Source organism: Aestuariimicrobium sp. p3-SID1156, assembly GCF_025144225.1.
GTDB lineage: Bacteria > Actinomycetota > Actinomycetes > Propionibacteriales > Propionibacteriaceae > Aestuariimicrobium.
This window is the reverse complement of the sequence record NZ_JALXXB010000008.1, coordinates 17974-36777: the sequence shown is the minus strand read 5'-3', so window position 1 is coordinate 36777 and position 18804 is coordinate 17974. Positions and strand designations below refer to the sequence as shown.

Genomic DNA, 18804 nt, shown 5'->3' with positions numbered 1-18804 from the left:
CCCGGGCAGTCTCTCACGGACTCAGAGGGTGGTGCTGGCCTGCTTGTCGCCGGCGAACGCCTGCACAGTGATGGCCTTGGGGTTGGCCGAGGGGGTGACCAGGATGCGGTCGAGGGCGTCCGGCTTCACGCCCAGCTTGCTGGCGACCTGCTCGATGCCCTTCACGATGGTCTCTCCCTTCAGCGTGGCCAGGGTGAGCTGGCGTCCGGCCGGGGGAGGGGTCATGGCGCAGTCGGCGTAGTCGAGCACCAGGCCTGCTGCGCCCGGCTTGATCCAGCGGGTGGAGGTCTGTGCGCATTGCTGGGTTGGGTTCACCGCAGGCTTGGCGGGGGCAGTGACGATGGCCAGCGGCTGCTCACCCTCGGTGGCTGGCTTGGGCTGGAGCTCCAGGGAGGCGATCGCGGCACCGTGCATGGTCTTCGCCTCAGCCAGAATGGTGTCCACCGATGCAGCGCTGACCAGGCTGGACAGTTCCTGGACGGGCTTGCCGGCCAAGGTGGTCTGCTTCACGTCCAGGCGGGTGGTGGTGGCCTCGCAACCCAGGCGCTGCAGGAAGGCCCCGGTGGAGGTGACGGTCAGGCGTCCGGTGGCCTGGGCCTTGCCGCAGCTGGCCTGCTGCTCGTTGAGCGCCTTGCCGAACTCGGCGACGGGCAGCTTGTCCAGGGGCAGGAACTTGCGGTGGTCCTGGAAGTCGTCGTAGGAGCGGTAGGCGAACTCGCCCTTCGCTCGTCCGGCGCCATTCATGATGGTGCGCCCCTCGAGGTAGGTGAGGGTGATCATGGGCCCGACCGCGTCGATCTCGGCGAAGGCCTTCTCCCCGGACGCCTCCGCGATCTGCTGGATCTGGGTCGTGTAGTCCAGGGCGGAGGACTGCGATGCCGACCCGCCCGTGCTGGAGCCCGAGGACGCGGGCGTGGACTCACCGGCGCAGGCTCCGAGGGAGAACGCGAGGGAGGTGGACAGGAGGCTGGCGGCTACGAGATGGCGACGATTCACGTCGCACCATGTTATCGGGGCCGGCTCATGCGATCGAATCGGCGGCGGCCTGCGCCTGGCGGCCGGTTCGCGCCTGGCGGTCGGCGTGGGCCATCAGCACGGCGTCCATGACCCGCCCCAGCGCCTCGAAGTCAGCCGGGTCGGCAACATCGACGAAGCACTCGCGGACCGCGTCCACGTGGCCGGGGGCAGCAGCGAGGAGCAGCGCATACCCCTCGTCGGTCAAGTGGGCCCAGACGCCTCGGCCATCACCCTTGCAGCGACGGCGCACCACCAGGCCGGACTTCTCCATCCGGGTGATGGTGTGGGTGAGTCGGGAACGGGACTGGTCCACCTCATCGGCCAGCTCGGACATCCGCATCTCACGATCGGGCGCTTCGGAGAGCCGGACCAGGATCTCGTACTCGGACAGGTCAAGTCCGGTGGAGCGGAGTGACTGGGAGAGGTGGGCGTCGATGCGTGCGACACCAGCCAACCAGCTGCGCCACACACGCTCCTGTTCGCCGGTCAACCAGCCGCGGGTCGGTTCCTCGGCCGCCTTCACCCCGCTGCGGGCGTCTGGTGAGGTCTCATCGGCCAGCATGGGACAAGATTATCCTGCGCCCGAAGGCATTCTGTCAAAGGGTGCCCTAAGTCGAGGTCGGAGGAGAAGCATGCAGCACTGGTTCGAACGGGCGGGGCTCAGGGTCGAGCGGGAGGGTGAGGTGTTCACCACAGAGATCCCGATTCGGTGGAGCGACCTCGATGCGCTGGGGCAGGTCAACAACTCCACCTACTTCGACTACCTGCAGGATGCGCGCGTCGATTTCCTGCTGGATGGCGGGATCACCCAGATGCTGGAGCAGGGTGTCCTGGCAGTGGGCCACACCATCGCCTATCGAGAGCCGATGCGCTGGTCGAGCGAGCCGGTGCAGGTGCACGTGGTGATGCTGGATCGTGGCGCAGCCAGGTTCCGGGTGGGTTATCTGGTCACCCACGACGAGCAGCTCTGCGCCATCGCGGCCTCGACGCTGGTGCCCTACGACATCGCGGCCCAGCGGCTGCGTCGGATCACCCCGGAGGAGGCGGCCCACTTCGACAGGTTCACCTGGACGGTGGAGCGGCCCTTCCGGGAGTTGCCGCGCCCCTCACTGCAGGGGCGTGGGCTGGAGCTGCCCGTCCTTACCCGGTGGTCCGACATCGACGCCCAGCACCACGTCAACAATGTGCGGATGCTGGACTACTTCCAGGAGGCGCGGATCGTGCTTGCGGCTGCCGCTGACCCGGACGCCCTGCCCTGGGTCATCGCCCAGCAGGAGGTCGAGTACGTCAACCAGATGCGTTTCCGCCGCGACCCCTACCGGGTCACCACGGCGGTCACGCATCTGGGACGCACCTCGCTGGCCGTCGCCTCCGAACTCGTCGAACCCGATTCGGGCACGCTGATCGCGCGCTCCCGGATGGCCCTGGTGCGCGTGGACGAGCAGGGCCATCCGATCCTCATCCCGGACGCTGTGAGGTCGTCGCTGGGCGACTACCTGCTTCCCGCCGAGAGCTGAGCCCGAGGGCGACCGGGCGCTCAGTCCAGCTGCAGCCAGACCGCGGCGTCCTGGGGGAGCAGCACCTGATCCTCCTCCACCAGCAGGTCGGCGCTGGCGACGATGACCTCATCGGCCACCGGCACAGGCTCGGGGCCGTAGTTCACCACGCACCGGAACAGGTCGCCGCGGGTGAAGGAGAGCACCTGCTCGGGGGATTCGTCCCATTCCATCGGGCCCTCACCGAGGGCGACGTTGCGGCGCCGCTCGTCGAGCAGCGTCCGGTAGAGCTCCAGCACCGAGCCGGGGTCCTCCCCCTGGGCCTCGACGCTCAGCTCGCTCCAGTGGGCCGGCATCGGCAGCCACGGCTCGGCGTCCTGACCAAACCCGAAGGGAGGTTGGGTCCCGGACCAGGGCATGGGGACGCGGCAGCCGTCACGTCCACGAATGGTGTGGTTGCTGCGCAACCAGATCGGGTCCTGCAGGGACTCCTCGGGCAGGTCCTCAACCTCTTCCAGACCCAATTCCTCACCCTGGTAGACGTAGGCGCCACCGGGCAGCGCGAGCATCAGCATCGCGGCCGCGCGGGAGCGGCGGCGTCCCAGTTCCACGTCAGTGGTGGCCCGGGCGAGGCGCTCGCCCAGGTGGGGATCGAAGCGGTCCCGGCCCCTGGTGAAATCGAGCCCGGAGGGGTCCTTGCCGAAGCGGCTGACGGTGCGGATGTTGTCGTGGTTGTTGAGCACCCAGGTGGTGGGGGCACCGACGGTGGCGTGCTCGGCCAGGCTCTGGTCGATGACCACGCGCATGCTGGCGGCCGACCATTCGCTCTCGAGCAGCTCGAAGTTGAAGGAGGTGTGCAGCCGGCCCTCGGCGAGGTACTTGATGCGGCGGTTGCCCGGCAGGTAGGCCTCGGAGACGAAGACGCGCGGGCCGAGGTCGCTGTCGGCGTATTCGTCGGCCACCGTTCGCCAGCGGCGCTGCAGGCCCTCCATGGCGGGCATGTCCCAGATCGGGGAGCCCTCGTACTTCGACACCGTGCCCAGCCCGGTGGCGGGGTCGACCCGCGCGTCAGGGAACTCCTGGTGCTTGAACATGGCGTCGGCCACGTCGATGCGGAAGCCGTCGACACCTCGGTCGAACCAGAACCGCAGGATGTCGTCGAACATGTCGGCGACCCTGGGGTTCTCCCAGTTCCAATCCGGCTGCTCGGGGGCGAACAAGTGGCAGTACCACTGTCCGGGCGTCCCGTCGGCTTCGGTGACCCGATGCCAGGCGGGGCCGCCGAAGTGGGCGCCCCAGTTGTTGGGCGGAAGTTCGCCGTTCTCGCCGGCGCCGTCACGGAAGATGAACATCTCGCGTTCGGGCGACCCGGGCCCTGCGGCCAGGGCAGCCTGCCACAGCGGGTGGTCGCTGGAGCAGTGGTTGGGGACCAGGTCGATCAGCACCCGCAACCCACGCGCATGGGCCTGCGCGATGAACTCATCGGCGTCCGCCAGGGTGCCGAAGTCGGGGTTGATGTCCTTGTAGTCGGCCACGTCGTAGCCGCCGTCGTGCAGCGGGGAGGGGTACCAGGGGGAGACCCAGACCGCGTCGACGCCCAGCTTCTCGAGGTAGTCCAGGTGGTCGGTCATGCCCCGGACGTCGCCGGTGCCGTCGTTGTTGGAGTCGGCGAAGCTGCGCGGGTAGATCTGGTAGACGACGGCCGAGCGCCACCAGTTCTGGTCGGTCAGGCGTGGGTGGAGCATGCTGTCCCTTCGAGGTGGGGGATGTTTGTTGCGCTGAGGAACTATCTTCGTTCGACACTACCCGCGCCATGACCGGTGTGCTCGACCCGCCCGCCATGAGCGGGAGGGCCAGCTGTCAGTGGGTGTCCTCGGCCTCGACCTCGGTACGGTCGCCCGACCACAGGGTGTGGAAGGTGCCCTCCGCATCAACCCGCTGGTAGGTGTGGGCGCCGAAGAAGTCGCGCAGACCCTGGGTGAGAGCAGCGTTGAGGCGGGGGGCGCGCACCATGTCGTAGTAGGACAGAGCGGACGCGAACCCGGGGATCGGGACTCCGGCCTCGCTCGCCCGTGCAACCACGCGTCGCCAGCTGCCCTGGGACTTGGCCAGGCCATCACGAATCGTGGGCGCCTCCAGCAGGGTGACCAGGTTGTTGGCGGCGTACTCGTTGCTGATGCGATCGAGCAGCTTGGCGCGGATGATGCATCCGTCGCGCCAGATCCTGGCGACGGCGGCCACGTCGATGTCCCAGCCGTACTGCTCCCCGGCGACCTTGATCTCGTGCAGGCCCTGGGCATACGCGACGACCTTCGCGCACCACAGCGCCTGGCGAATGTCGTCGACGAACCGGTCACGGTCGTCCACCTGGACGCTGCGATCCGGTCCCTCGAGGGTCTTCTGCCCCGCCTCGCGCAGCTCCGGGCTCGAGGACACGGCGCGCGAGAAGACCGCCTCGCCGATGGTGGACACCGGCACGCCGAGGGTCAGGGCCTCCTGCACGGTCCAGGTGCCGGTGCCCTTCATCCCCGCAGCGTCCTTGATCACGTCCACGAGCGGCTGGCCGGTGCGGGCGTCCACCTGGCGCAGCACCTCGGAGGTGATCTCGATCAGGAAGGAGTCCAGGTCCCCGGTGTTCCACTGCGCGAACACGTCAGCGGCCTCTGCTGCGCTGAGCCCGACACCCTTCAGCAGCTCGTAGGCCTCGCCGATGAACTGCATGTCGGCGTACTCGATGCCATTGTGGACCATCTTCACGAAGTGGCCCGCGCCATCTGTGCCGATGTAGGTGCAGCAGGGTTCGCCCTCGACATGGGCGGAGATGTCCTCCAGCATCTTCCCCACATACTCATAGGAGTGCTCCGAGCCACCGGGCATGATCGAAGGGCCTTCCAGCGCTCCGGTCTCACCGCCCGAGATGCCACACCCCACGAAGTGGATGTCGTGCTCGCGCAGTGCCGCCTCGCGGCGGCGGGTGTCCTGGAAGAAGGCGTTGCCCCCGTCGATGAGGATGTCGCCGGGTTCCAGCAGGGGGGTCAGCGTCTCGATGGTGGCATCGGTGCCGGCGCCGGCCTTCACCATCATGATGATGCGGCGCGGCTTCTCCAGCGAGGCCACGAAGTCCTCCACCTTTTCCGAGGCCACGAAGTTGGCCTCCGGGAAAGCCTCCTGGACGCCCTTGGCGCGGGCCCAGGTCCGGTTGTAGATGGCGGTGCGGTAGCCGTGGTTGGCGAAGTTGCGGGCCAGGTTGGAGCCCATCACCGCCATGCCCACCACGCCGATCTGGGCAAGCTCAGGGCCCTGCCCGCCACCTTCGGCAGTTGCGTCCTCGCCGGGGGTCTCCGCCGGGTCCAGCGGAGGAGCCATCTTCTGCTCCTCCTCGCGAGGGGGACGCTGGCTGTTCTGGTCGTTCATGGATCTCTCCCACTCGTCGGTCTCGCCTCCATCCAACCGCGTCAGACCCGTTCACCGTGCGCCGTCCCAAGAATCCGCGCCCACCCGCCCACCCCAGGCGGCAAAGACGGGATGGGCGGTAGCCTCAACGGGGAAACGGCCCACCAGCGGGCTGCTCCGGGGAGGTTCCATGTCCGTCGCACCCATCGTCGAACTCATCCGCGCCGACATCGTGGCCGGACGCGATCCCGGTCCCGACTTCACCAGGCGTTTCGACGAGCATTTCCCGCGTTTGGCGGAGGAGTTCCTCACCGTCTACGGCGACCGCCCCGATTCCCTGCTCCAACTGCGTGCCCTCGCAGAAGACCTGGCCACCTGCTGGGCGGAGCGTCCCCAGGCCCTCAAGGAACTTGACAGCCAGCGAGAAGCGCAGCCCGACTGGTTCCTGTCCCACGACATGGTCGGCGCGATGGCCTACGTGGACCGGTGGGCCGGTGACCTGCAGGGGGTCCGGGAGCAGATCGGCTACCTGAAGGACCTCGGCATCACCTATCTGCACCTGATGCCGCTGTTCGCCGTGCCCGAGCCCGAGAACGACGGAGGGTACGCCATTTCCTCCTATCGCGACGTCCGCCCTGACCTGGGGACGACCGACGATCTCACCGCGCTGGCTGCCGACCTTCGAGAAGCCGGCATCAGCCTGTGCCTGGACCTGGTCTTCAACCACACCGCCAACAACCACCCCTGGGCCCAGCAGGCCGTCCGCGGCATCTCGCCCTACGACCAGTACTACTGGATCTTCCCCGACCGCACCATGCCCGACGCCTACGAGGCCACCGTGCGCGAGATCTTCCCCGACAACCACCCGGGAGCTTTCGTCCCGCTCAAGGACGCCTCCGGCGAGCCCGATGGTCGCTGGATCTGGGCCACCTTCCACGACTACCAGTGGGACCTGCGCTACGAGAACCCCGAGGTCTTCCGCGCGATGGCCCGCGAGATGCTGGCGATCGCCGCCATGGGCGTCGAGGTCATGCGCATGGACGCCGTCGCGTTCATCTGGAAGCAGCTCGGCACGCCGTGTGAGTCCCTGCCCCAGGTCCATCGGCTGCTGCGCGCCTTCAACGCGATCTGCCGCATCGCCGCGCCGGCGGTGGTGTTCAAGTCCGAGGCGATCGTGCACCCCGACGAGGTGGTCAGCTACATCTCCCCGGAGGAATGCCAGCTCGGCTACAACCCGCTCCAGATGGCGCTCACCTGGGAGGGCCTGGCCACCACCCGCCCGACCCTGCTCGCCCAGGCCCTCGAACGTCGCCACGCGCTCCCGGCCGGGACGAACTGGGTCGACTACGTCCGCAGTCACGACGACATCGGCTGGACCTTCGCCGACGAGGACGCCGCCGAGCTGGGCATCAATGGTTACGACCATCGCCGCTTCCTGAATCGCTGGTACACCGGACGCCACGAGGGCTCGTGGGCCAGGGGAGTGCCCTTCCAGGAGAACCCGCGCACCGGCGACTGCCGCATCTCGGGCACCACCGCCTCACTGCTAGGTCTCGAGCAGGGTGACGAGCATGCCCTGGCACGCATCCGGCTGGCCTATGGCATCGCCATGCTCACCGGTGGTATCCCGCTGGTCTACCTGGGTGATGAGGTGGGCCAGCTCAACGACCCCAGCGATCCGGCCGTCGCGCACGACACCCGCTGGGTGCATCGCCCACGGCGTCCCGCGGATCGCTACCTCGAGGCCGGCTACCCGACCAGCGAGGCCGGGCAGGTCTTCCAGGCGATCACCTCACTGATCGACCTGCGCCATGAACACGCCGAACTGGGCGGCAACGAACTCGGCACCTTCGACGCGCACAACGACCATGTGCTGGGCTTCACCCGCGGCCCGCTGTTGGTGCTGGCGAACTTCGCGCCCCGTGCGCAGCACATCGCGAGCGACGTGTTCTCGGCTCGGGCGGCCACCGAGACCGACCTGCTCACCGGGCGCGAGGTCGAGGTGGGCGAGGGGCTCTGGCTCAACCCCTACGACCTGCTGGTGCTCAACGGCTGAAGGTCTGCCGGCCCCGCCAGAAGGTCGCGACCACCGGGTCGGGCAGGTTGCGGCCGTGGTAGGGGTTGTTGCGCCCCTTGGACAGCGCCTGCTCGCGGTCGACCAGACTGCGGGCAGCGGGGTCGACCAGCACCAGGTTGGCCGGCTCGCCCACCGCCACCGGACGCCCCTGGTGGGCGAGGCGACCGATCTGCGCGGGCCGGTGGCTCATGCGGTCGGCGAGCCCTGACCAGCTCAGGCGTCCTTGGTTGATCATGGTCTCGATGACCACCGACAGCACATGCTCAATGGCCACCATTCCAGGCTTGGCTTCGGGGAATGGCTTGTCCTTGTCCTGCTTGCGGTGTGGGGCATGGTCGGTGGCGACGATTTCGATGATGCCCTCGGCCAGTGCCTGGCGCACCGCCTCGACGTCCTCGGGGGAGCGCAGCGGGGGGTTGACCCTGTAGGTGGTGTCGCCGGTGCGCAGCTCGTCGACGGTGAGCAACAGGTGGTGGGGCATGACCTCGGCGGTGACCCGGACCCCGCGCGCCTTGGCCCAGCGCAGCACCTCAACCCCCTCGGCAGTGGAGACATGGCAGATGTGAAGTCGGGCCCCGAGGTACTGGGCGATCTGGACGTCGCGGGCGATGACGACTGACTCCGCGATGGTGGGCCAGCCGACGTGGCCGAGCTCCTCGCTGACCGGGCCCTCGTGGCAGCAGGCCGAGGAGCCAGCCAGGGTCTGGTCCTGGCAGTGCTCGGCCAGCACGCCGTCGAAGGGCAGCAGCTGCTCCATCGCAGCCCGCACCAGTCCGGCGCTGGGCACCGAGAAGCCGTCATCGCTGAACACGGTCACCCCGGCCCTTGAGTTCATGCCGGCAATGTCGGAGAGTTCCTCACCGGCCAGTCCCTTGGTGACCGAGCCGATCGGGACCACCTCGGTGCTGGCCCCGGCGGCCAGCCGACGGACCTGCTCGGCGCGCTCGGGGGTGTCGGTGGCGGGGTTGGTGTTGGCCATGGCGAAGGTGGCGGTGAACCCGCCGCGGGCGGCGGCTGCCGTGCCGGTGGTGATGGTCTCGGCCTCCTCACCTCCCGGTTCGCGCAGGTGGGTGTGCAGGTCGACCAGTCCGGGCTGGGCCCGCAGGCCTCGGGCGTCGATGCGCTCGGCGCCGGTGGGTGCCTCCTCGACGAACACGCCATTGCTGATGTGCAGGTCGGTGGTGCTGCCGTCGGGCAGGGTGGCGCCGATGATCGTCCAGGTGGTGCTCATGCTCGTCCTCGTCGTTGGGGTCCCGATCATCCTAGGTCAGGCCCGTCACCCCCGATCACGGCGACCGGGGGCCACGGGAGGGAGCTCAGGAACCGGCGAGGTCGTGGGCCTCTGCGAACCAGTTCTCCATCCGCTCGTAGACGTCCAAGAACAGTGCGTACGGTTTGCCGTAGGCTTCGTGGGCCGCTGCATCCGGAAGGACGTCGGCGTCGCGGCTCGACATCCGCTGGGCGATCGAGAAGTCCTCGAAGACACCGACACCCACCCCTGCGACCACAGCGGCGCCGATGGCATTCGCCTCGTCGATGATGTTGCGCGGAGAGATGGGAACGTTCCAGACGTCGGCAAGGATTCGCTGCATCACTGGCGACTTGGCGAGCCCGCCGATCAGGTCGATGTGCTCGACCGTAACTCCGGCGTCGTAGAAGGCACCTAGCCCGGTGTTGAGGTTGAACGCCACGCCCTCCAGGACTGCCCGCATCATATGGGCCTGTTTGTGGTCCATGTGCAGTCCGGCGAAGACGCCTCGGGCCAACGGATTCCAGTGCGGCGAGCGTTCCCCGATCAGGTACGGCAGGAAGAACAGGCCCTTGGTGGCCGCCTCCACGGCTGCGGCCTGCTCGAAGAAGTCCTCGTAGCTGGAACCGCCGGACAGGACTTCCATGCCCCAGGACGCAGACGCGCCGCCAGCCTGCATGGTGGCGGTGGGGACGAATTGACTGGGCACGACATGGTTGAAGGTCATGGAGCGCATCTTCGGATCCAGCAGCGGGCGGTTGCTCGACAGGGACACCCAGGACGAGGACCCGAGGTAGCAGTAGGCGCCTGAGGTCGCATCAATCACACCAGCTCCGAGGGCTGCCATGGGGCCATCGCCGCCACCCATCACAACGGGGGTGCCCTCGACCAGACCGGTCTCACGCGCGGCTTGCGCAGTCACCTTCCCCACGACTGCAGTGGAGTCGACCACCTGCGGGAACAGCGAGTGGTCGAGTTCGGCTGCATCGATGATGTCCCAGGCCCAGTCGCCCGTGTTCTGGTCGAAGGCATTCGTGGAGGAGGCGTCGGAGGGGTCAGTCGCCAGCTCGCCGGTGAGCTTGAGGACCACGTAGTCCTTGGCAAGGCAGAAGCGCTTCATGCGGGAGAAGTTCTCCGGCTCTCGGTTGCGTAGCATCATCAGTTTGGTGAGCGAGTACGTGGGATTCAGTCGATGGCCGGTGACCTGGTAGCACTGCTCCATGCCATAGCGCTCGACCAGCTGGTCGCACTCCTTGGTGGATCGGGTGTCTGCCCAGATAATGGCAGGGCGTGCCGGGTCCCCCTTCTCGTCCAGGGGAACTGCGCCCATCATCTGCCCCGAGAAGGACACGCCTTCGACGTCGCTGGCCGCAGTGTTCGTCTCCTGGAGCAAGGCGCGGGTCGCCTGACAGACCGCATCCCACCAGTCCTTCGGGTTCTGCTCGGCGCGTCCGTCGGTGCCCCAGTCGGCTCCGTAGTTGATGGTTTTCGACGCGAGCATGCGGCCGTCGTTATCTACGAGAGTGGCCTTGTTGCCGGTGGTTCCCAAGTCGTGGGCGATGAGCATGTCAAACTCCTTTGTCTGGATGGGCTCGATGATTGGTCGGAGAGGTATTGGTCAGGCGCGCAGCTGTTCCACGAGCCTGATGCCGGCGGAGGTTCCGATTCTCGTGACACCGAGATCGAGATAGGCCCTGACGTCGTCGAGGGTGCGGATGCCTCCGGCAGCCTTGATCTGGACGGAGTCTCCGACGACGTTGCGCATCAATTCGACGTCGGCGAGGGTGGCCCCGGACGGGCCGAAACCGGTGGAGGTTTTGATGAAGTCAGGGCGGACCTCGACAGCAATCTCTGCGAGTCGGCGCTTCTCGTCGTCGGTGAGGTAGCAGTTCTCGAAGATCACCTTGCAGGTGACGGAATGCTCCCGGCAGAGCTCAAGAATGCGCTGCATCTCCTGGCGCACGTAGTCGTCATGGCCGGCCTTCAGCGCGGTGATGTTCACGACGTAGTCGATCTCTCCGGCTCCGCATGAAATCGCCTGACGGGTCTCGGTCACCTTGTCCTCAATTGTTGTCTGGCCCAAAGGGAACGAGATCGCTGCCCCGACCTTGACTCCGCTCCCATCCAGGGCTCGGGCGCAGTGGGCGACAGGGTAGGGGTTGATGGCGACCGTGGCAAAGCCGTAGCTCTTGGCCTCCTGGCACAGCCTGTCGAACTGTTCCAGGGTGGCATCGGGCTTGAGCAGCGTGTGGTCGATCATGCCTGCCAAGGTGGTGGGTGTGAGATCCATGGGTGCTCCTTGTACGTACAACTATTTGTACGTACAACTTACGCCATAGATGTTCTCCTGGGAAGAGGGGGTCAGACCGGTTCCACGTGGCCACCCGAATGGGGGTGCTTGATCTCCACAACGAAGCGGGAGCGGTCGGCCCGATGCCACGCGGTGAACACGTCCACAGGGCGAGCCGAGGGATCTCGCCCCACCGATCGCAGGACGAGGAGCGGATCGCCGACGGTAACCTCGAGGTGACGTGCCAACTCCGCGTCGGCGCGGTCTGCCTCCACGCTGCGTGAAGCGCTGGTGACCATGAGACCATACTCGTCGGCCAGGAGCGCATAGAGAGAACCTCGCGAGAGGTCATGGCGGAGGATGCCGGGGACCAGGGGGGCAGGGACCCATGACTCGACGTAAGTCCAGGGTGCGCCATCGATGAGACGAATGCGCCGCAGACGGACGCAGGGCGTCCCCCGGTCGAGCTCCAGCTGGTGGGCAACCCACTCGGGGGCCGGGACGGCAGCATGCGACAGCACGCGCGAGGTCACTTCCTGGCCGCGGACGGCGGCATCGGCGTGCAAGCCCCTCACGGAGGAGAGCAGACCATCTCGCGGGGTGGCACTGGCGAGAAAGGTGCCACTGCCGCGAACACGCTCGACGATACCCTGGGCCTCAAGCCCGGCCAGTGCCTGTCGCGCCACTGATCTGGCGACGCCGAACTCCTCACAGATCTCGTTCTCCGACCACAGTCGTGCCCCCGGCTGCATCTGGCGGACGCGTACCTCGTCGAGCAGTGAGCGCTGGACCCGGCGGTAGAGGGGCGCATTCGCCTCGCCGGCCAACTCTCGTGGCACCTCAGGCGTCCCAGTCCAGGCGGGCGCTCCAGGGACGCTGCTTCAACGTCGCCCGCACCGAATCCGCCGAGCAGCCCAACGCGGTGAGGAACAGCGCCATTCGCACCTTCAACCCGTTGTCGGTCTGGTGGAAGATCGCCAGCCCCGGCAGGTCATCGACATCGCCGGACAGGTCATAGGAGTCGTGGCGGGAGTCCCGCGGTAGCGGGTGCATGATGATGATCCCGGTATTGCCCGCCTCCTCCAGCATCGCCCGGTTCAGCAAGCTTCCGCGCACCCCGGCGTGCGCCTCCTCGGTCATCCGCTCGCGCTGCACCCGGGTGGCGTAGACGACCTCGGCGCCGGTGACCGCCTCCACCACCGAATCACAGAAGCGGACGCGATGGCCCCGCGCACGGACGAAGTCGGCGATCTCGTCGGGCAGTTCCAGGCCGTCGGGGGAGAACAGCTGGAAGCTCAGGCCCTCGGCGAGCGCGAGCAGTTTCATCAGCGAGTGCACCGTGCGTCCATAGCGCAGGTCGCCGACGACGGCGATGGTGCTCTGGTCGATCACCTCGCCGCGCGCCCCCAGCTCGCGGGTCAGGGTGTAGACGTCCAGCAGGGCCTGGGAGGGGTGCTCTCCGGCGCCATCGCCGGCATTGAGCACGGGCACGGTGGACGCCGAGGCGAACTGCGCCACCGAGCCCTCGTCCGGGTGGCGCACGACCAGCACGTCCGAATAGCCCGAGACCACCCGCGAGGTGTCCTCGATCGACTCTCCCTTCGCCATGGAGGAGAAGGTGAACCCGGTGGTCGTGGTCACCTCACCACCCAGCCGCAGGAAGGCCGACTCGAAGCTCAGCCTGGTCCGCGTCGAGGGCTCGAAGAAGAGACTGCCCAGCACCGCGCCGTCCAGCACCGTGCACACGCTCTGCCGCTCTGCGATCGGGGTGACCAGGTCGGCCAGCGAGAACAGCTGGTCCAGTGAGCTCCGGTCGAACTGCTGCACGCTCAGCAGGTGGCGTCCGGGGCCGAAGGCGGGCAGGTGCGAGTGGTCGTGGGGCACGCGGGACTCCTGGCGAGGGGGCGGATCTGGTCTGAAACTAGCACCACTGGATGAATCAGCTAGTCTGAGCGCCATGAACGCATGGCTCACCACTCTCGAGGTTCTGCCCGGCTGGCCGGAGCCCACCCCTGTGTCCACGATGCACCTGCTGCTGCTGTGCCTCTTCGGACCGCTGCTGGTCGGCCTCGTGATCACGGCCATCACGTGGGCGCCCAAGCTGATGGGCGCGGAGCGCAAGGCGGCCACGGCCGCCGGTCTGGGCGCCAGCCCCCGGGGCACCGTCGACGACGACGCCACTCCGGTTGGCGCCGGCGGCGCGCACGCCGCTCGCCGCTCGATCGAATCCTGACCGAGAAGTCCCTGAACCACCCCACGACAGTGCCCCGCCAGCCTGGCTGGCGGGGCACTGTGGTGTTCTGCTCACTTCGTGGCGGCGCCTGCCTGCTGGCAACGCAGGGCTCGAGCCAGCGCATCGCGGCGCTCGGTCACCGTCCGGCGCACCTGGTCCGAGGGGTTGGTGCGCTCCATCCAGGCGTCCACCTGGTCCACGAAGGCCTGGGGGGCGTCGGCCGGAAACAGGAAGGTGAGCACGGCATTCACCGCCGCATGTCCACGCTGGGGCCAGCCGTCGCGGTCCTGGCTGATGGCCTCGGCCAGCTCGAGGTACTTGTCCTGGTAGGGCTCCAGGAGGTCGTCCTGGTCGAATTGGTTGAACTGCACGCACACCGCATGGTGCGTCCCATTGGGGATGCCCTGCTCGGCGGTGGCCCGGGCCCACGCCTCGGCCTTGGTCTGTGGGTCCTTCATCGCGCTGAGGACGCCAGCGGCCGACTCGGCACCGGAGATGGTGTTGTCGCGCTGTAGTTCGGCATCCACGGCCTGACGGTCGGCTGCTCCCAGACGAGCAAGCGCCGTCAGGATCCTCCAGCGCATGTCGGTGTCGACCTGCAACCCCTCGGGCACCTCCTCGCCGTCCAGCCAGGCCTTGAGCAGGTCGGCCCCTTCGGTGGTCGACACGGCGCCGACCAGGGCATTCGCGAACGCGAGCTGGTGGTCCGAGCCCGGTTCGGCGTCCTTGAGCAGCTGGGCCAGTCCCGCCACCAGTCGTGCCCTGACCTCGGGACGCCGGTCGCGGGCGGTGTACCCCGTCGCTGCGAGGGTCGCCTGACGACACAGGGTCTGGACCGCAGTCAGGTCGGTCTCGGACCCCACGCCTCGCGTGACGAGATCGACGTAGTCCGAGCCGGACATCTCCGCATCCCGACACATGTCCCAGGTGGCACCCCAGAGCAGGGCGCGGGCCAGCGGGTCCTCCAGGGTGTCGATGTGGTGGATGGCGGTGGCGAGGGAGCGCTCGTCGAGGCGTACCTTGGCGTAGCTCAGGTCCTGGTCGTTGAGCAGGACCAGGTCGGCGGCGGGCTGGCCGACGAGCGAGGCGATCGGGGTGCGCTCCCCGTCGATCTCGACCTCGAGGGAGTCGCGGCGCTTCAAGGCCTCGCCCTGGGTGTCGTAGAGGCCAATCGCGAGCTTGTGGCGGCGCAGGGTCGGCCACTGCGGGTTCGCGGTCTGCACCAGGTCGAAGCGGGTGAAGCGGCCCTCCGCGTCCAGGTCGAAGTCGGCGCGCAGGGTGTTGACCCCCGCCTTTTCGAGCCACTGGCCGGAGAACCAGGACAGGTCCTTGCCGGAGGCGTCCTCGAGGGCACCGAGCAGGTCGGAGAGCTGGGTGTTGCCCCAGGCATGGTCGCGGAAGTAGGCGCGCACGCCCTCCAGGAAGGTGTCCTGACCGACGAAGCTGACCAGCTGCTTCAGGGTGGAGGCGCCCTTGGCGTAGGTGATGCCGTCGAAGTTCTGCTCCACTGCGCGCAGGTCGACCATGTCGGCCGCGATCGGGTGGGTGGTGGGCAGCTGGTCCTGCATGTAGGCCCAACCCTTGCGGGCATTGGCGAAGCTGACCCAGGGATCGATGCCGCCGTACTGCTCCACCATGCGACTCTGGGCGTAGTGGGAGGCCCATTCGGCGAAGGACTCGTTCAGCCACAGGTCGTCCCACCAGGTCATCGTGACCAGGTCGCCGAACCACATGTGCGCGAGCTCGTGGAGGATCGTGTTGTCGCGGCCCTCGTAGGCGGCCGAGGTCACCCGGGAGCGGAACAGGTACTCGTCGCGGATGGTCACGCAGCCGGCATTCTCCATCGCCCCGGCGTTGAACTCGGGCACGAAGGCCTGGTCATAGGTGCCGAAGGGGTAGGGGACGCCGAAATCCTTCTCGAAGACGTCGAACCCACGCTGGGTCGTGGTGGTGATGCGCTCGGTGTCCAGATGCTCCCTGACGCTCTGGCGGCAGAGCACCGAGCCGGGGATCTCACCGGCCACCGAGGTGTAGGTGTGGGGCACGACGTGATAGTCACCGGCCACCAGGGCAGTGATGTAGGTCGAGATCGGGGGAGTGGGCTCGAAGGTCCACTGGCCCATGTCCTCAGCGGACTCGACCTCGGTCGGCTGCACCGCCGGGGCGTTGGAGATGACCACCCAGTGCTTCGGGGCGATCACGGTGAGCTGGAAGGTCGCCTTCAGGTCGGGCTGCTCGAAGCAGGTGAACATGCGCCGGGCATCAGCGGTCTCGAACTGGGTGTAGAGGTAGACCCTGTCATCAGCCGGGTCGACGAAGCGGTGCAGACCCTCACCGGTGTGGGAGTAGCGGCAGATCGCGGTGACAGTGAGCTCGTGGGCGCCGGCGGAAGCCTCGAGGGGCAGGGTCGCCCCGGTGAAGGTGGACGCATCCAGCGGCTGCCCGTCCAGGGTTGCCTCGACCACCGAGTCGGCGATGAGGTCCACATGGGTGGGGCGTCCGTCGGTGTTGAAGCGCAGCGTCGTGGTGGACAGGAAGGTGTCGGAGTCGACCAGGTCGCGTCCCGAAAGGTCAACGGTGACCTCGTAGCTGTGGGTGTGAACGATCTGCGAGCGCTCCTGTGCCTGACTGCGGGTGATGTTGGTCATCAAGGTCCTTTCACATGCCCTGGGCTGAAACGCCGGGCTGGTGTTCTTCTCGAGCCTAGAGCAACGGCCTCGTCGCCAACGGATTCAGCCAGTGGGGGCGCTCGATTCGCACACTGTGGTCACAGCCCCTGACTACTGTGGGAACCATGACGACCGATGTTGACTTCTGGTTCGACCCGCTGTGCCCCTGGGCCTGGATGACCTCCCGCTGGATGCTCGAGGTGGAGAAGGTCCGTGACGTGCACACCCGCTTCCACGTGATGAGCCTCTCTGTGCTCAACGAGGGCCGTGACCTGCCCGAGGGCTACCAACGCACCATGGAGCGCGGTTGGCTCGGTGTGCGCACGGCCATCCTGGTGGAGAAGGAACACGGGCAGGAGAAGCTGCGCGAGTTCTACACCGCGCTGGGAACCCGCTACCACCCCCAGGAAGAGCCCCAGACCATCGAGACCGTGAAGGCTGCACTGTCAGAGGTGGGTGCCGATGAGTCCTTGGCTGATCGTGCTGCCGCCTGGCAGCCGGGCGACGAGTCCGACGACATCGACCAGGCGCTGCGGGCCAGCCACCACGAGGGCATGGACCCGGTGGGGGATGAGGTTGGCACTCCGGTGATCCATGTCAACGGGCTGGCGCTGTTTGGGCCGGTCATCTCGCCTGCCCCCAAGGGTGAGCAGGCCGGTGAGCTCTTCGACGGCTTCGTGAAGGTGACCGCCTACCCCGGCTTCTTCGAACTCAAGCGCTCCCGCAACGACGTGCACCCCATCTTCGACTGAGGACGCGCACAGACCAGCGACCCGGACGCTCCCTGCGTCCGGGTCGTTCACGTGGTGAGGCTGGCCGGGTGGCTGGTCAGCGCCGGTCGCGGCCGGGCCCGACCTCCTCGCGGAGCAGCAGCTCCATGCCATTGAGGGTGGACTCGCGCGGCGGGTCCTTGAGCATCGGATCGGCCTTGAGGTAGGCCTTCGTCTCGCGTGCGATGAGGCCCGAGCAGATCAGCAGGCCGATCAGGTTGGGCAGCGCCATCAGGCCGTTGGCGATGTCGCTGAGAGTCCACACGGTGGAGAGCTCCAGGGTGGCTCCCACGAAGACGACCGCGGAGAAGAGCAGGCGGTAGGGGAGGATGCCCTTGACCCCGACCAGGCGCTCGATGTTGCGTTCGCCGTAGTAGGCCCAGCCGAGCACCGTGGAGTAGGCGAAGAAGATCAGCGCCAGGGCCACGATGATGCCGCCCCAGGTGCCGGGCAGGCCGGCGGAGAAACCCTCCGCGGTGAGGGCGGCGCCGGTCTTGCCGCCCTGCCAGACGCCGGTGGTCAGGATGACCAACCCCGTCATGGAGACCACGATGATGGTGTCGATGAAGGTCTGGGTCATGGAGACCAGGCCCTGGCGGACCGGATGCTTGGTCTTGGCGGCGGCGGCGACGATGGCGGCCGACCCCATTCCGGACTCATTGGAGAAGATGCCGCGAGCGATGCCGTACTGGATCGCCTGCGCCATGCCCGCTCCCAGGAAGCCACCCACCGCGGCTGTGCCGGTGAAGGCGTCGGTGAAGACCAGTCGGAAGGCCTCGCCGATGCCACTGGCGTTGATGATCAGGACGATCGTGCCGGCCACGACGTAGAAGATGATCATGGCGGGCACGAAGGCGCTGGTGACCCGCGAGACCGACTTGAGGCCGCCCAGCAACACCAGCGCTGTCATGACGGCCAGCACGGCGCCGACGATGGTCGGGGAGACGTGGAAGGTCTCCTTCATGGCGGCGGCCACCGAATTCGACTGGGTCATGTTGCCGATGCCGAAACTCGCGATGACCGCCGCCACCGCGAAGAAGAGCGCCAGGAACTTGCCGAAGCCGCCTGGGATCGCCTTCTGCAGGTAGTACTGGGGTCCGCCCGAGACCTCGCCGTTGGCGTCCAGGGTGCGAAAACGGACACCCATGAAGGCCTCGGAGTACTTGGCGGCCATGCCGAAGATGGCCGAGATCCACATCCAGAAGAGGGCGCCGGGCCCACCAAGGTGGATGGCGGTCGCGACGCCGGCGATGTTGCCGACGCCCACCGTGGCGGCCAGCGCAGTGGCGAGGGCCTGGTAGTGGGAGACGTCGCCCTCGTCCTCGGCGGCATCGTTGCGACGGAGGAAGGCGAGGCCGAGAGCGGGCCCGAGCTTGGTGAACTGGAGACCTCCGAGCCGGAGGGTCAGCCAGATGCCGGTGCCCAGCAGTAGGGGGATGAGGACATAGGGACCCCAGATGATCTTGTCGATCTCGTTGAGCATCTCGTCCATGGAACTCCTGTCAGGAAGTCCTCCCGGACAGCCGGGCCCGGGAGGGATGGTGGAGGACAGCAGACCAAAGTCCCTAGGGTGGCGGCAAGTGTTTCCATGAAATTGGTCACAGGTCGAA

At 67.5% G+C, this 18804-nt stretch carries 15 protein-coding genes; 4 read left to right on the top strand and 11 right to left on the bottom strand.

Annotation, left to right across the window (positions count from 1 at the left end):
- Positions 1-21: 21 nt before the first annotated feature.
- Together M3G03_RS09550 and M3G03_RS09545 are read right to left on the bottom strand one after the other, a co-directional pair.
- A complete protein-coding gene (locus tag M3G03_RS09550; protein ID WP_259809472.1) occupies positions 22-996 on the bottom strand; it encodes a hypothetical protein in 975 nt (324 codons plus the stop codon).
- A 25-nt stretch (positions 997-1021) separates the two neighbouring features.
- Positions 1022-1579, bottom strand: coding sequence for a MarR family winged helix-turn-helix transcriptional regulator (locus M3G03_RS09545; protein ID WP_259809471.1), 558 nt, complete (start codon positions 1577-1579; stop codon positions 1022-1024).
- Between the two features lie 70 nt (positions 1580-1649).
- Here M3G03_RS09545 and M3G03_RS09540 point away from each other — a divergent pair, with 70 nt between their 5' ends.
- Positions 1650-2534 carry a thioesterase family protein gene (locus M3G03_RS09540; RefSeq protein ID WP_259809470.1) on the top strand — a complete coding sequence of 295 codons (885 nt, stop codon included), beginning with the start codon at positions 1650-1652 and terminating at the stop codon, positions 2532-2534.
- A 20-nt stretch (positions 2535-2554) separates the two neighbouring features.
- Here the strand turns inward: M3G03_RS09540 and M3G03_RS09535 are convergent, their stop codons facing one another.
- Positions 2555-4258, bottom strand: a complete 1704-nt coding sequence (locus tag M3G03_RS09535; RefSeq protein ID WP_259809469.1) for a glycoside hydrolase family 13 protein — start codon at positions 4256-4258, stop codon at positions 2555-2557.
- A gap of 115 nt (positions 4259-4373) precedes the next feature.
- Positions 4374-5879, bottom strand: a complete 1506-nt coding sequence (gene gndA / locus M3G03_RS09530; RefSeq protein WP_396121940.1) for an NADP-dependent phosphogluconate dehydrogenase — start codon at positions 5877-5879, stop codon at positions 4374-4376.
- 217 nt (positions 5880-6096) lie between these two features.
- Between gndA and M3G03_RS09525 the strand changes: the two genes are divergently transcribed.
- Complete coding sequence (locus M3G03_RS09525) at positions 6097-7962, top strand: alpha-amylase family protein (protein ID WP_259809467.1); 1866 nt, start codon at positions 6097-6099, stop codon at positions 7960-7962.
- On the opposite strand, the gene M3G03_RS09520 is transcribed toward M3G03_RS09525, so the two are convergent.
- The 5 genes from M3G03_RS09520 to pyrB form a co-directional block, all read right to left on the bottom strand.
- The gene (locus tag M3G03_RS09520; protein WP_259809466.1) at positions 7952-9214 is read right to left on the bottom strand and encodes a dihydroorotase; all 1263 of its coding nucleotides are present in this window, start codon (positions 9212-9214) and stop codon (positions 7952-7954) included. The two genes, M3G03_RS09525 and M3G03_RS09520, sit on opposite strands and share 11 nt — an antisense overlap.
- Positions 9215-9299: 85 nt before the next feature.
- Positions 9300-10799 (bottom strand): xylulokinase, encoded by a 1500-nt coding sequence (gene xylB, locus M3G03_RS09515; RefSeq protein WP_259809465.1) that lies wholly within the window; start codon positions 10797-10799, stop codon positions 9300-9302.
- Positions 10800-10850: 51 nt separating this feature from the next.
- Positions 10851-11522, bottom strand: coding sequence for a deoxyribose-phosphate aldolase (gene deoC / locus M3G03_RS09510; protein ID WP_259809464.1), 672 nt, complete (start codon positions 11520-11522; stop codon positions 10851-10853).
- Between the two features lie 71 nt (positions 11523-11593).
- The gene (locus M3G03_RS09505) at positions 11594-12361 is read right to left on the bottom strand and encodes a GntR family transcriptional regulator (protein ID WP_259809463.1); all 768 of its coding nucleotides are present in this window, start codon (positions 12359-12361) and stop codon (positions 11594-11596) included.
- A 1-nt stretch (position 12362) separates the two neighbouring features.
- Positions 12363-13406, bottom strand: coding sequence for an aspartate carbamoyltransferase (gene pyrB, locus M3G03_RS09500; RefSeq protein ID WP_259809462.1), 1044 nt, complete (start codon positions 13404-13406; stop codon positions 12363-12365).
- A 73-nt stretch (positions 13407-13479) separates the two neighbouring features.
- Between pyrB and M3G03_RS09495 the strand changes: the two genes are divergently transcribed.
- Complete coding sequence (locus M3G03_RS09495) at positions 13480-13755, top strand: hypothetical protein (protein ID WP_259809461.1); 276 nt, start codon at positions 13480-13482, stop codon at positions 13753-13755.
- A 71-nt stretch (positions 13756-13826) separates the two neighbouring features.
- On the opposite strand, the gene pepN is transcribed toward M3G03_RS09495, so the two are convergent.
- Positions 13827-16403: an aminopeptidase N gene (gene pepN, locus M3G03_RS09490; protein WP_259809460.1), complete on the bottom strand. Its 2577-nt coding sequence runs from the start codon at positions 16401-16403 to the stop codon at positions 13827-13829.
- A gap of 146 nt (positions 16404-16549) precedes the next feature.
- On the opposite strand from pepN, the gene M3G03_RS09485 reads away from it, so the two are divergent.
- Positions 16550-17176, top strand: coding sequence for a DsbA family protein (locus tag M3G03_RS09485; RefSeq protein ID WP_259809459.1), 627 nt, complete (start codon positions 16550-16552; stop codon positions 17174-17176).
- Between the two features lie 76 nt (positions 17177-17252).
- Here M3G03_RS09485 and M3G03_RS09480 read toward each other — a convergent pair whose 3' ends face one another.
- A complete protein-coding gene (locus M3G03_RS09480) occupies positions 17253-18686 on the bottom strand; it encodes a sodium:alanine symporter family protein (protein WP_259809458.1) in 1434 nt (477 codons plus the stop codon).
- Between the last annotated feature and the right edge of the window lie 118 nt (positions 18687-18804).